Raw genomic sequence first — 13,396 nt, 5'->3', positions numbered from 1 at the left:
AGGAAATCACGCCACAGCACTTCGGCAATGTCAGCCATACCCATCGGGGCCCCCGGGTGGCCGGATTTGGCTTTCTGTACAGCGTCCATGCTCAGGGCGCGCAGCGCGTTGGCGCATTGGCAGCGAATGGTTTTTGTCGTCTTCATCAGTCTTTATCCCTGCGGCTTACAGCATCTGCTGAATCTGTTGTTCCAGTTTCACCTGATCGACAGCAAACAGTCGGATCCCTTCCGCTAGTTTTTCCACTGCCATGGGATCCTGATGATGCTGCCAGAGAAACTCCGCCTGCGTCATCGGGCTGGGACGAGTTTCCGTCACGCAGCCGGGGGTCAACTGACGGGTCAACACTCCTTCGCTGGCCGCCAGCTCGTCCAGCAGTGCCGGAGAGATAGTCAGGCGATCGCAGCCCGCCAGCGCCTGGATCTGCTCAATACGACGGAAGCTGGCGCCCATTACCACCGTGTCATAGCCATGGGATTTGTAATACTGATAAATCTGGCGCACAGAGACCACGCCCGGATCGCTGTCCACCTGATAGGCTGACTGCGGCTGGTGCTTCTGATACCAGTCGTAGATGCGGCCCACAAAGGGCGAGATGAGAAAGACGCCCGCTTCGGCGCATGCCCGGGCCTGAGCGAAAGAGAACAGCAGCGTCAGGTTGCAGTTTATACCGCTCTGCTCCAGCTCTTCGGCAGCGCGAATGCCCTCCCAGGTGGCGGCGAGCTTAATTAGAATCCGCTCGGGACCAATGCCATTTTTTTCATATAACTGGATGAGCTTGCGCGCCTTCGCGACGCACATCCCGCGATCCCAGGCAAAGCGGGCATCCACTTCGGTGGAGATACGCCCGGGCACATGGCGCAGCACCTCGCTGCCGATATCCACTGCCACCTGATCGCAGGCGTTAATCAATTGTGTTTCTGCGCTGCCTCCCTGGCGGCGTGCCTTGCCAATCGCATCGGCAATCAGCGGCTGATACTGCGGCAGCTGCGCGGCCTTCAGCACCAGCGAGGGGTTGGTGGTCGCATCCTGGGGTGCAAACTTTTTAATCGATTCAATATCGCCGGTATCAGCAACAACCGTGGTGTATTTTTTCAGTTCGTCTAACTGGCTCATCATCTGTTCCTTATCTTACGACTGCGGAGATTAATCTCTGGCATGCTGGTGTTCGTAATAATCAATACGTTCCACTTTGGGCGCGGAGCCGCCGCCTTCATATTCGGACTCAAGCCACGCCTGAATAATTTTTTTGCCCAGCTCAGTGCCAATCACCCGCGCGCCGAGGGTAATAATCTGCGCGTTGTTACTTTTACGCGCTCGCTCAGCGGAGAAGGTATCGTGACACTGGGCGGCACGGACCCCGGGGACTTTATTGGCCACAATACTCATCCCAATGCCGGTACCGCAGATCAGAATGCCGCGCTCGTGTTCGCCCTGTTTAATCGACATCGCCACCGCATGGGCAACATCCGGATAAACGGTACTCCCCTGGCGCTTATCGCTGCTGTAATCCGCGACGTTTATTCCCAGCCCATTCAAATAAGCGACGATAGTATCGCGAAAAGCATAGGCGGCATCATCCGCACCAATAGCGATTGTTTTCATGGTTATTTCCTTAATTTAACAGTACGTCTTAATGACAATTCGGGTAAAACGAAATTTGGTCGCCGGGCTGAATAATTTGTGGTGGTTCGCCGTAAAGGTGTACCGTCCCGGGTAATTCAGCGATATCTGCGCCATCAAAATTTAGCGTGATATGGCCAAGCTGTCGTAAATTTGCCGTTGCCACACTGCCTACCGCGGTCACCCGATAATTTTTATCATTTAATTTCATTCGCTGACCGGGCGATAACTCGGCGGTCAGTTCGCTGGCCTGGTGTACGGCGCAATAACTCGCAATATCGTCGGGAACGGCATCGGAGAATAAAATAAGCCGCTGCTCCCGCAAAGAGCACTCAACATATTCCCCGACGGCGGTAATTCGTAATGAATACAACGGCACGCTCATACTATTTGTGTCCTTTGGCGGCAGGGGAAGATAATGTCACGCTCTCTTCACTTTTCGCGTCTTTCAAAGGTTCAGCGGCTGGCGCCCGCTTTTTCAGCCGTTTATCAAACCAGGCGACCAGTATCGGCGCGGTGATCATGGTGATAATGCTCGCCGTCGCCAGCTGCGCGGTGGCGGCATCCACGTACATCGCCAGCGAAGGATCCGCCTGGGCAACCATCGCCGGCGTCAGCGCTGAGCTGGCGGCGGTGGTTCCCAGCGCGGCGCCCAGCGCGCTTTTCTTCTTCAAAAACAGGTTGTAGATAAAGTAGAACACAATCCCGGTGAGCGCGGAGATAATCCCCAACAGGATCCCGGACAGGCCGGCGGTAAACACCGTATTGATGCTGGAGTTGGCGCCGATGGCGAACGACATAATAATGATCACCAGCGGCTGCGCCGCGGCGCATAACTGTTTAAAACGTTCGTCCAGATTGCCCCACAGCATGCCAATCAGCAGCGGGATAAGCATCGACAGCAGCGCGGCGAAGGGAATATTGGCCAGGCCGCTGACGCCCAGCACCATCATGGTGACAAACGGACCATCCTTGATGCAGAACACGGAGATCGCCCCGGCATCACTGGCATCGCCATAGTTGCTGCACAATGCGATATAGAGGGAGCTGTTCGAGCTGGTCAGGCAGGCAATCAGCGCCAGGGTCGATATCCCGAGAAATCCGCTCGGGCCAAACAACGTTCCCGCGGCCCATACCGCCAGGGCCCCGGCCAGACATTTGAGAAACAGCAGCACGGCGCCTTTATAGAGCGGCAAACCGGCCTGACGGATATTGATTGAGGTTCCGCAAATGAGCAAAAATATGCCCATCATGGCGCTGGAACCGACTTTAAATAAAGCGGTGGTTGGGCCGCCAATGCTGAGCACCTGGGGAGAAAAGGTATTAATCAATATTGCCACCAGCAGTGGAATAATGATTAGCCCACCGGGCACCTTATTCATTTTCTCAAGTATATTAATATTCATAGGGTGACTCTTAAATTAAGATTTAACAGAGATAACGACGCAATACTACCCTGACGACCATTACGTCGTTTATTTTTTATTAGATGACTGGGTTATTGCTGTGCTTCTTGATAAATTCGGTCAACAATGATACCAATAATATCTTCCGGTCCGGTTAACCCTCCTTTTCCGACACAAATTAAGCCGGCATAATCACCACCAATAATCCGCACCATATCGGTTTGCGGGATGACATAGTCAATCATTTCTATTCCGGTCGCGCCCAGCTCTTTTAGGACATTGACCATGGTGTCACCGCCGGTCATATACAATCCTTTAATTTCACCCGACGCACAGTTAAGCACCTCGCGTACAATACTGCCCAATCCGTGGTTAATATTTTGCGCAGCCTCACCGTGGGCCAGACCAAATCTCTGCTCCTCTTCCTGAAGGTTTAGCAACCGCCCGGTCAAGGCGGATTCAAAAACAAAGAGCGCGTTGTGCTGCGCCGGAACGCACTGTCGGGCATACTGTACCACGCGATTGACTTCAATCTCAGCGGCGTTTTTCCTGTCAACCAACAGCTCGGCATCAACCGGGATATGGCAGACCCGGTCATCCCTGGCGATCAAATACTGGAGCTGTTTTTTGGTTACTGGCGTTGCGCTGCCGGCAACGATCAAAATCGAGCCGCGCTGGCCGTCCGCTGTCAGGCTCGCGGGCGCGCTGCTCCGCGCTTCGCGCATCAGGCCGCGACGAACCGCCAGCCGTTCGGTAAAGGGCCCCGGATCGACGGCCAGCACGTTCCAGTTCAGGGCCACTACCGCCCCGGCGATGGCATCGACATCGTCGACGGTTATCGCATCGACCACTATCACCCGCACGCCGCGTTGCTGTTGCTCCTGCAAATCCTGCTGGATTTGCCCTTCGCCTTTCATCACCGACGTCAGCGCGATATGCCCGACCTGATGATGGGTCTGCGCCGCCAACAGTCCCGGCACCCACGACTCGGTGACCGGGGTACGTACATCGCGAGCCACATCGGTCCGCGACAGGGCTACCGAATCAATCACCGAATAACCGCCGACGAGAATACGCCGTGACTGCGGCATCGCCGGCACCACAACCGCCACCGTCTCCTGCGGCAGTTGTTCCAGCATGGCATCGATTTCAAATCCGATGCCGCCGCGCAGCGTGGTATCAATCCGCTTGGTGAAGTAGTGCGCGCCGCGAGCCTGCAGCTGTTTCACCGCAGCGCTCACTTTGTGCTGGGCCTCCGCTTTCGGCAATGGGCGGCTGTCGCTGCTGACGACCATCGCCGGATACTCGACCTCATTGCGGGAGAAGGATTCGGTATCGAAAAACGCGGCGGTTTTTAAACCGCTACGTGCCAGCAGCACCCCGACGGTGGTCGCCCCGGTCAAATCGTCAGCCACGATCCCAAGCTTTCCGCCTTCCCCTTGTGGCCAGACCATCTCAATGCAGGCAGGCGTCACCCCGGAGACGTAGATCCCTTCGTGTATAAATTCCGCCAGCGGGCCGCTTTTGCCGGTGGGATGCAGGTTAATGGTGGGAATTCCCCGCTTCGGATAGAGTCCGCAGCGCAGCGTGCCGCCGCAGTCGATGACCATTAAACCAATCTCTTCTGCCGGCGGTTCGCCATTTTTGAATACATCAATGGAGGGCCAGCCGGTCAGTTCGCTCAGGCGGTCCACGACCGGGGGACGGATCCCCCCGGTAATGTACGCAATCTTTTTTCCCTGACCCAGCGTGATAGTCAGAGGCCCACCCCAGCCCTTACAGCCCTTGCTAATCAACAGATGTTTTTCCATTTCTCTGTCCTCGTGATTCGCATGAACCTCAGCGATTATTGATGCTTCATTTTCCAGTAACGGGCCGCCACCAGCGTCGACTCCAGCATACTGACAGTACCCGCCTTACCGGTACCGGCGATATCAAACGCCGTCCCATGGTCAACGGAGCTGCGCATAAACGGCAGGCCGAAGGTAATGGTGATTGAACGTTCAAAGTCGAGGGTTTTACAGGCGATATGCCCCTGATCGTGATACAGCGAGAGAATGGCGTCGTAGCGCCCCTGTTTGCCGAGATGGAACACGGAATCGGCCGGTACCGGCCCGATAGCGTTGATCCCCATCTCCTGGGCCGCTTTCACCGCCGGGATCAGATTGTCTGCCTCTTCGTGACCAAAAAGACCGTTGTCGGAACCATGCGGGTTCAGGGCGGCCACGGCAATACGCGGATTGTTGATGTTCAGGGCAGTAAATTCATGATGGATCTGCTGAACGCAGGCCAGCACCCGCGCTTTATTGGCATAGTCACAGGCAGCTTTTAGCGCCATATGGCGGCTCACGAAGAAGACGCGCAGGTTGTGGACGTGGAACATAGTCAAGCCATAATCAGATTGGGTTTCCACCTGATAGATTTCGGTATGGCCCGGGAGCTTACATCCCGCCAGCTTGATGGCTTCCTTATGAATAGGTGCAGTAGAGACCACGTCGATCAGCCCCGCTTTGCCCAGTTCGATCGACTTCATCACATAGTCCAGCGACATTTGCCCCGCCAGCTTCTGCACCTTGCCCCATTCGATGCTGTCGCAGTCGTAGTCGCCGGTTTCCAGGACATCCAGCGTCCCCCAGCTGAAACGTGCCTCCTGAGGATGAGCAATTTTATGGATAGCAAAATCGCAGCCCATGATTTTCATCGCCCGGCTGATAATCGGTACCGAGCCGATCAGGAACGGTTTGCACTCGTCATACACGCTTTTGTCCATCATGGTGGCCACTGTGATCTCTGGGCCGATCCCTGCCGGATCGCCGATGGTAATCGCCACAACGGGTTTTTTCTCTGCTGACATCATGCGCCTCTCTTGTCTCAGTTGATTGTTCATATGTTCATAGTCAAATCATATGCTCAAAACATTACCTGATGAATGAGCCGCCATTAGTGATGAGGATCACATAAAAAAATTCATAGATTTTTTTCATCGAAAAATGTGATCTAACATATGTTCATGTACTGATAAAAAGTTCAACCTCAATACAGGGTATGACACCCACATTTTGCAAGCGTTTGATTTTATTAACAGGAGAAGCAAAGATGACCCCGATATGGTTAGGAACCAGCTGGAAAATGAATAAGCCGCTGTCGCAGGCCATGGCCTGGTGCGAAACGCTGGCAGCGCGGATGCCTGAGGGCTGTCACCCTGCTATTCAGCCCTTCGTCATTCCCCCCTTCACCGCGATCCAACCCGTCAGCCATTTTCTGCAAATGCATCAGTTACCACTTTTGACCGGCGCGCAGAATATGCATGAAGCGGATCAGGGCGCCTGGACCGGGGAAATCTCGGCGGCCATGTTGGCAGAAACCGGCGCCACGCTTGTTGAGCTGGGACATTCAGAACGACGCGCCGCCTTTAATGAAAGCGATGCCGCGATTAATCGAAAAGTACATAGCGCCTTAGGTCATGGCCTGCGCCCACTGATCTGTATTGGCGATAGCGCCGAGGAGAAACGCTGGCAGGTGTCGCGTGAAAGCGTGGTGCGGCAGATGAAGATCGCCCTGTATGGCCTGAGCCACCAGCAAGCGCTGCAGATCCTGATTGCGTATGAACCGGTGTGGGCCATTGGCGAACATGGTACGCCCGCCTCACCGCAGGAGGCGGGCGTCATTCATCAGGCGTTGCGTGAGGCGCTTTGCGAGCGGTTTGGTCATGAGACGGGAATCCGTATCCCACTGCTCTATGGCGGCAGCGTTACACTGCAAAACGCGGTGGAACTGCTGCGCCAGCAGGAGATCAATGGCTTGTTTATCGGCCGCGCGGCCTGGGACGCACAAGGCTATTGCGACATTGTTCAACGCGTTACACAGGAATTTATTTTGCAGGCGCAGTAATATAAGAGGGACACCAGAGATGGAAATTCCAGGCCATGATTGAACAAGACTCAGATTACGCCCTGCTCACTGAAATTGCGGTGGCTTATTACGATCAGGAACAAACGCAGGAAGAGATCGCCAAACGATTCGGCATTTCGCGTATCAAAGTCGGGCGCCTGCTGAAAAAAGCGCGCCAGGAAGGGATTGTTGAGATCAGCGTCAAATACCATCCGGTCTTCAGCTCCCAGATTGAGCAGCAGTTTATTTCGCACTTTGGCATTAAGCGCGCGCTGATTGCCCTGGATCACCATGATGAAGATGAACAGCGCCAGCAGGTGGCGGCCCTGGTCAGTAACTACCTGGCTGGGGTGTTAAAAAACGATATGACCGTCACCGTTGGTCAGGGGCGCAATGTGGCCGCGGTGGCGAATCACGTCGGTGTGTTTCCTGAGCGCCACTGCCGCTTTATCTGCGGCATCGGCGGAACCAAGCGCGACAATCAGCTGATCGACGCCGACCACATCAGCCGGAATCTGGCGCGCAAATTTAACGGCTTCAGCGAAACGCTTTACGCCCCGGCCTATGTGGAAACCCCGGAGCTGCGCGCCGCCTTTATGCAAAACCGCCTGATTAAGGCCACGCTCGAACAGGCCAGCAAAGCTGACGTGGCGATCATTGGCCTCGGCGATATGAATGAAAACAGCTTTATGGTCCAGCTCGGCTGGTTTACGCCGCAGGAAATTGCCACCGCGCGTCAGGAACAGGGGGTGGTGGGCGATCTGGCGGGGTACAGCTTTTTCAATATTCAGGGCAAACCCGTCGATACGGTGATGAATGACCGGGTCATTGGCTTAAGTCTCGAACAGCTGCGGGCCATTCCCTGCGTCATCGCTATCGCCTCCGAAAGTACGAAAGCGACGGCGATCCTGGGGGCATTACGCACCGGGGTTATAGATGTGCTGGCTACCAGCGCCTCGAACGCCCGTTCGGTCATTAATATGCAAAAGGCGCTATAAATAAGCCACGGCGCAGGCGGCGGATCAGCGTCGTCCACCGTCGCGCTGGCCTTTGCCCTTCCCTTTTTCGGCTCGCTGTATCAAAAAATCATCAATGATGCCGACAACCCAGTTGAGAGGTTTCCACAGTACCAGCAGCAGCAGCATGGGGCCGTATATCCGCACACCCCCTGTCGCGATCTGACCGATGCACAGCAGGGCTAAGATATCCAGCAGCAGGCACAATGCGCTGCCAGTGCCGACGAACAGACACAGCAGGAAGAGGATCGGCCGGCTATCGGCGTGTAGCGGTAAAGCGCGCTGGCTCCAGACGCCAACGATAATGGCCGCGATCAACATGATCGCTTCGATAACCAGCGGATTATGCATGGTCTGACTCCTGTCATGACGTTTCATCCTTGTCAGCAGCGCTGCCGGAAGCAGTGGCCAGGGCCCTGGCTACCGGCAGGCGGCTTCAGCTTATAGCGGGTTTTCCTGCAGCAGCTTATCGATAAAGGCAGGCACCACTTCGCTTGCCAGCCCGTAGTGCTTCTCGGCAAACTCGCTGCCCACCTGGCTGGGTTCCAGGTTCAGTTCAACGGTATGGGCGCCGTGCAGCCGCGCCTCGTGCACAAAGCCAGCCGCCGGATAGACATGGCCGGAGGTACCGATGGCGATAAAAATATCCGCGTCGGCCAGCGCGCTGTAGATCTCGTCCATCCCCAGCGGCATCTCGCCAAACCAGACCACGTGCGGACGCAGCGCCGCCGGAAACTGACAGCAGTGGCATTTGTCCTCGGCGGTGACGTCGCCGGTCCACTCCAGCACCTGGCCGCTCCACGAACAGCGCACCTTTAGCAGCTCGCCGTGCATATGGATCACCCGGCGGTTGCCGGCGCGCTCGTGCAGATTATCAATATTCTGGGTGACCAGCAGGAAATGGTCGCCCAGTAGATCTTCCAGACGCGCCAGCGCCAGATGCGCCGCGTTCGGCGCGATCTCCGGGCTCTGCAGCTGGCGACGACGGGCGTTGTAGAACGCCTGCACCAGCGCCGGATCGCGGGCGAAGCCTTCCGGCGTCGCCACATCTTCCACCCGATGCTCTTCCCACAGGCCATCCGCCGCGCGGAAGGTTTTGATCCCCGACTCTGCCGAGATGCCCGCGCCGGTTAACACCACCACTCTCGGTTTTGCCATCGCTTCAGGTTTCATCCTGTCCTCCCTAAAGAAAATCCGCTGACGCAGACGGTCACGCAACCGACGTTTATTGCGACGAAAACGGCTCAATCGATGTAAACGGCGCGACTGCATAGCTACCTCTGTGATTAATGGGTCAGGTGAAGGAAGGCCGCACCGCGCATTCCCCCGGCATCGCCGTGGCGTGCGCGCTCAATGCGCGGAACCCTGGCGACCGGCAGAAGATGGCGCGGCAATCGTTGCGCCAGCCCTTCGCTAATGGCCGTAAAGTTAGATAATCCACCGCCGAGCACCAGTAAATCCGGGTCGACAATGGTCAGTATATTCCCCAGACACACCGCCAGCAGATCGAGATAGCGCTCAACGTGCGCCTGGGCGCGCGGATCGTGCTGCTGCCACTGCGCCACTATCTCCGGCGAGGAGAGCGGTTGCTGGTAAAAATGTTCGTACAGCCAGGCGAAACCACGGCCGGAGAGATAATTTTCAATGCAGCCCAGCTGGCCGCAGCCGCAGCGCAGCAGCGGAAAATCGCGCCCGACCACCTCCAGGGCATCCACCGGCAGGCGAATATGGCCGAACTCGCCGGTGATATAGCTATGTCCGGTAATCGATTTACCGTTCAACACCAGGCCGCCGCCCACGCCGGTGCCGAGGATCAGCCCCATCACCAGCGGGTATTGCGTAAACTCATCGTCCCACGCTTCAGACAGCGCGAAACAGTTGGCGTCATTATCGAGGCGCACATCGCGCCCCAGCCGCGCGCTGAGGTCGGTGCGCAGCGGCCGGCCGCTGGCGGCTGGCACGTTAGCGGCATACAGCGTGCCGTCTGCCGTTTCCGGCATCCCCGGAATACCGATCCCGACCGACCCCTGCTGGTCGAAGCGCTCATCGGCCTCGCGGACCAGCGCCTCCACCGCCTGGAGAAAATCCTCATAACTGCTTTTCGGCGTGGCGACGCGTTTTTCCCACTGCAGTCGCCGCTCCTGATTAAATACGCCCAGCGCTATCTTGCTGCCGCCAATGTCAAATCCATAATACATTTCAGCAATTCCTCTTGTGTCGTCAGCAAAGCCGACGATGACGATAAATTACTGGCCACTCAGCACCCTCGCCGGGTCGATGCGGCTGGCGCGGCGGGCGGGATACCAGCTGGCCAGCAAACTCAGCAACAGTGCTGTCACCAGCACATAAAAGACGTCCAGCCAGTGCAGTTCTGACGGCAGGAAGTCAATAAAATAGATGTCGCCGGAGAGGAATTTATGCCCGATCAGGTATTCGATGCCGTTGATGATTGACGTCAGGTTCAACGCGCAGATCACGCCGATCACTACCCCGAACAGGCTGCCTACCGATCCGGCTAATAAACCATACCACACGAAAATCGCGCGAATTAAGCCGTCTTTTGCGCCAAGCGTGCGCAGCACCGCAATATCGCCGCTTTTGTCTTTGACCGCCATCACCAGCGTCGAGACGATGTTAAAGCAGGCCACGCCGATCACCAGCACCATCGCCAGATACATAATGGCGCGGATCATCTGGATATCGCGATACATATAGCCATAGGTGCCGATCCAGCTCTTGATGTAGACGTAGCTGTTGGTCACCTCGCCGGCGTCGCGCACCAGTTTGTTCGCGTGGAAAACGTCGGTGACCTTGATGGCGATGCCGGTCACGCTGCCGCCCATCTCCAGGTACTGCTGCGCATCCTGCATCGGGATCATGGCAAAACTATGATCGAGCTGGCCGCTCAGCTGTAAAATTCCGGTCACATGCAGCCTGACGCGTTTTGGCTGCAGCAGTTGATGGTCGGCGTCGGCGTTAGGGATCATGATCGACACCCAGTCCCCCTGCTTCACGTGCAGCGCATCGGCGACCCCTTTCCCCAGAATCACCTGCTGTTCGCCGGCCTTGAATCCGGCCCACGCGTTATTCTGCACAAAGGTGGGCAGCGCGCTGAGCCGGGTTTCCTGCTGCGGGTCGACCCCTTTCACCTGGATGGCGCGCATATTGCTGCCGCTCTCCACCAGGCCGGTGAAGTTAATATAGGGCGCTGCCGCGACAATCCCCTTCACCTTCTGCACCTTCGCCAGCGCCTCCTGCCAGTTATTCCACGGCTGGTTCACGGGTTCGATTTCGCCGTGCGGCACCACCGCCAGCACGCGGTTGTTCAGCTCGCGTTCAAAACCGTTCATCGCGCTGAGGCCGACGATCAGCACCGCCACCCCCAGCGCAATGCCGATGGTGGAGATCACCGAGATCAGCGACACCATGCCGCCGCGCCGCCGTCCGCGGCTGAAACGTAATGCAATCAGTAACGATAACGGAGACGCCATTACTCGGCCCCCATCAGGGTCAGGTCGGCGGTCAGACGGCCATCACGCATCTCCAGCTGGCGGCTCATGCGTTTCGCCAGCTGCAGGTCGTGGGTCACCACCAGAAACGCGGTGCGCTGCGCGACGTTCAGTTCGCCCAGCAGCTGGAAGATGCTGTCGGCGTTGCGAGCATCAAGGTTACCGGTCGGTTCATCCGCCAGCACCAGCCGCGGTTTATTCACCAGCGCGCGGGCAATCGCCACCCGCTGGCGTTCACCGCCGGAGAGCTCCGACGGACGGTGATGGCTGCGGTGTTCAAGCCCGACTGCCTGCAGCATCGCTTTCGCCTGGCGTTCAATATCCGCTGGCTTCTTTTTGCCAATCAGCAGCGGCATCGCCACGTTTTCCAGCGCGCTAAAGTCCGGCAGCAAATGGTGGAACTGATAGATAAAGCCCAGCTCGCGGTTACGCAGGTCGGCGCGCGCGGCGGTGGAGAGTTTACTCATCGGCTGGCCGGAGAAAATCACGTCGCCAGAGGTGGGCGTATCCAGGCCGCCGAGCAGATGCAGCAACGTACTTTTGCCAGAGCCGGAGGTGCCGACAATGGCCATCATCTCGCCTTCACCAATGCTGAAGCTGACATTGTGCAGGACATCGGTTTGCACATTGCCTTCCTGATAGCGTTTGCACAGGTTGTCGCATTGCAGCAGGATCTTATTCATAACGTAAAGCCTCAGCGGGTTGGGTGGCGGCAGCGCGCCAGGAAGGGTACAACGTAGACAACAAGGCCAGCACCATCGCCACCAGGGCGATAACAATAACCTGCAGCGGCTCAATCGCCACCGGCAGCGCCGCGCCGTCAAGGAAGGCGCCGATGATTGGCATTAAATTATTCAACTGGCTGGCGAGCAGCGCGCCAAGCACGGCTCCCAACAGCGCGCCGACGATCCCGGCGCTGGCGCCCTGCACCATAAAGACGGCCATGATCTGCCGCGGCGTCAGCCCTTGAGTTTGCAGGATAGCCACTTCGCCCTGCTTCTCCATCACCATCATCCCCAGCGAGGTAATAATGTTGAAGGCCGCGACGGCGACGATCAGGCTCAGCAGCAGGCCCATCATGTTTTTCTCCATGCGCACCGCCTGGAACAGTTCGCCCTTGCGCTCGCGCCAGTCCTGCCACTGGGTACCCGGCGGCAGCGTCTGCTGACTCAGGGTATCCACTTGCAGCGGTTTATCCAGCCACAAGCGCCAGCCGGTGATATTCCCCAGCGGATAACGCATTAAACGAGAGGCGTCGTCGATGTTGGTCAGCATCTGATAACCATCGACTTCGCTGTTGGCGGCGAAGGTGCCGATAACCGTGAACAGACGCTGGCTCGGCACGCGGCCCATTGGCGTAAACTGACTGGCGGAAGGAACCATCACACGAATTTGATCGCCACGATTAACTCCCAGCTGGCCCGCCAGCTGTTCGCCGAGAATAACGTTATATTTGCCCGCCTGCAGATCGCTCTGTTTGACGTTCACCAGGTACGGAGTCAGGGGATCGTTCTGCGCCGGATCAATGCCCAGCATCACCCCGACCGCCACGCTGCGCGCGCTCTGCAGGACGACGTCACCGGTGGTGATCGGCGCCACGCGGGTCACCCCCTGGAGTTTCGCCTCGCGCTCCGGCAGTTGCTGAGGATTCACCGAGCCCTGTTTGGCGCTAAGAATGGCCTGCGGCATCAGCCCCAGGATATTGTTTTGCAGCTCGCGTTCAAAGCCGTTCATCACCGACAGGACCGTCACCAGCGCCATTACGCCAAGCGTAATGCCGATGGTTGAGAGCCAGGAGACGAATCGACCGAAGCGGTCGGCTGCGCGCCCGCGCATATAGCGCAGGCCGATAAAGAGTGCGGCAGGTTGGTACATGTCATCCATCTGGTTGCTGATAGCCGATGCCCGAGTATATAAGCGAATACGAGCAGCGTAAATGACTGATACCTGA

15 protein-coding genes are annotated in these 13,396 nt (G+C 57.2%); 2 read left to right on the top strand and 13 right to left on the bottom strand.

Going from position 1 to position 13,396, the window contains the following annotated elements:
• The 7 genes from FHW76_RS26070 to pdxA form a co-directional block, all read right to left on the bottom strand.
• Positions 1-146 (bottom strand): hypothetical protein (locus tag FHW76_RS26070; RefSeq protein ID WP_170916429.1); only part of this gene is annotated, 146 nt, incomplete at its 3' end.
• Positions 147-165: 19 nt separating this feature from the next.
• Positions 166-1,116, bottom strand: coding sequence for a transaldolase (gene tal, locus FHW76_RS26065; protein ID WP_004147958.1), 951 nt, complete (start codon positions 1,114-1,116; stop codon positions 166-168).
• 30 nt (positions 1,117-1,146) lie between these two features.
• Positions 1,147-1,605 (bottom strand): ribose 5-phosphate isomerase B, encoded by a 459-nt coding sequence (rpiB, locus tag FHW76_RS26060; protein ID WP_008806013.1) that lies wholly within the window; start codon positions 1,603-1,605, stop codon positions 1,147-1,149.
• 28 nt (positions 1,606-1,633) lie between these two features.
• Positions 1,634-2,008, bottom strand: a complete 375-nt coding sequence (locus FHW76_RS26055) for a PTS glucitol/sorbitol transporter subunit IIA (protein WP_023297368.1) — start codon at positions 2,006-2,008, stop codon at positions 1,634-1,636.
• Position 2,009: 1 nt separating this feature from the next.
• On the bottom strand, positions 2,010-3,029 hold the full coding sequence (locus FHW76_RS26050; protein WP_183477088.1) for a 2-keto-3-deoxygluconate permease: 1,020 nt from the start codon (positions 3,027-3,029) through the stop codon (positions 2,010-2,012).
• 92 nt (positions 3,030-3,121) lie between these two features.
• Complete coding sequence (locus tag FHW76_RS26045; protein ID WP_032729964.1) at positions 3,122-4,840, bottom strand: four-carbon acid sugar kinase family protein; 1,719 nt, start codon at positions 4,838-4,840, stop codon at positions 3,122-3,124.
• A gap of 35 nt (positions 4,841-4,875) precedes the next feature.
• Positions 4,876-5,883 (bottom strand): 4-hydroxythreonine-4-phosphate dehydrogenase PdxA, encoded by a 1,008-nt coding sequence (gene pdxA, locus FHW76_RS26040; protein ID WP_008806010.1) that lies wholly within the window; start codon positions 5,881-5,883, stop codon positions 4,876-4,878.
• Between the two features lie 242 nt (positions 5,884-6,125).
• Here pdxA and FHW76_RS26035 point away from each other — a divergent pair, with 242 nt between their 5' ends.
• Together FHW76_RS26035 and FHW76_RS26030 are read left to right on the top strand one after the other, a co-directional pair.
• Complete coding sequence (locus FHW76_RS26035) at positions 6,126-6,920, top strand: triose-phosphate isomerase (RefSeq protein WP_072123343.1); 795 nt, start codon at positions 6,126-6,128, stop codon at positions 6,918-6,920.
• 35 nt (positions 6,921-6,955) lie between these two features.
• Complete coding sequence (locus FHW76_RS26030; RefSeq protein WP_004140612.1) at positions 6,956-7,918, top strand: sugar-binding transcriptional regulator; 963 nt, start codon at positions 6,956-6,958, stop codon at positions 7,916-7,918.
• A gap of 24 nt (positions 7,919-7,942) precedes the next feature.
• Here the strand turns inward: FHW76_RS26030 and FHW76_RS26025 are convergent, their stop codons facing one another.
• From FHW76_RS26025 to lolC, 6 genes are all read right to left on the bottom strand, one after another.
• Positions 7,943-8,287, bottom strand: a complete 345-nt coding sequence (locus tag FHW76_RS26025) for a hypothetical protein (protein ID WP_012968565.1) — start codon at positions 8,285-8,287, stop codon at positions 7,943-7,945.
• Positions 8,288-8,377: 90 nt separating this feature from the next.
• Positions 8,378-9,208 (bottom strand): Sir2 family NAD+-dependent deacetylase, encoded by an 831-nt coding sequence (gene cobB, locus FHW76_RS26020; RefSeq protein WP_008806007.1) that lies wholly within the window; start codon positions 9,206-9,208, stop codon positions 8,378-8,380.
• 14 nt (positions 9,209-9,222) lie between these two features.
• Positions 9,223-10,134, bottom strand: coding sequence for an N-acetylglucosamine kinase (gene nagK / locus FHW76_RS26015; RefSeq protein ID WP_008806006.1), 912 nt, complete (start codon positions 10,132-10,134; stop codon positions 9,223-9,225).
• Between the two features lie 48 nt (positions 10,135-10,182).
• Positions 10,183-11,427 (bottom strand): lipoprotein-releasing ABC transporter permease subunit LolE, encoded by a 1,245-nt coding sequence (lolE, locus tag FHW76_RS26010; protein WP_008806005.1) that lies wholly within the window; start codon positions 11,425-11,427, stop codon positions 10,183-10,185.
• Positions 11,427-12,128: a lipoprotein-releasing ABC transporter ATP-binding protein LolD gene (gene lolD, locus FHW76_RS26005; protein WP_002900798.1), complete on the bottom strand. Its 702-nt coding sequence runs from the start codon at positions 12,126-12,128 to the stop codon at positions 11,427-11,429. Before lolD ends, lolE begins: the two co-directional genes overlap by 1 nt.
• Positions 12,121-13,320 (bottom strand): lipoprotein-releasing ABC transporter permease subunit LolC, encoded by a 1,200-nt coding sequence (gene lolC / locus FHW76_RS26000; RefSeq protein ID WP_012542228.1) that lies wholly within the window; start codon positions 13,318-13,320, stop codon positions 12,121-12,123. The genes lolD and lolC overlap by 8 nt, the downstream gene beginning before the upstream one ends.
• Between the last annotated feature and the right edge of the window lie 76 nt (positions 13,321-13,396).

The organism is Klebsiella sp. RC2 (assembly GCF_014192815.1).
Taxonomy (GTDB): Bacteria; Pseudomonadota; Gammaproteobacteria; order Enterobacterales; family Enterobacteriaceae; genus Klebsiella; species Klebsiella variicola.
The sequence above is the reverse complement of the archived record's forward strand: the minus strand, read 5'-3'. Positions and strand labels throughout refer to the sequence as shown.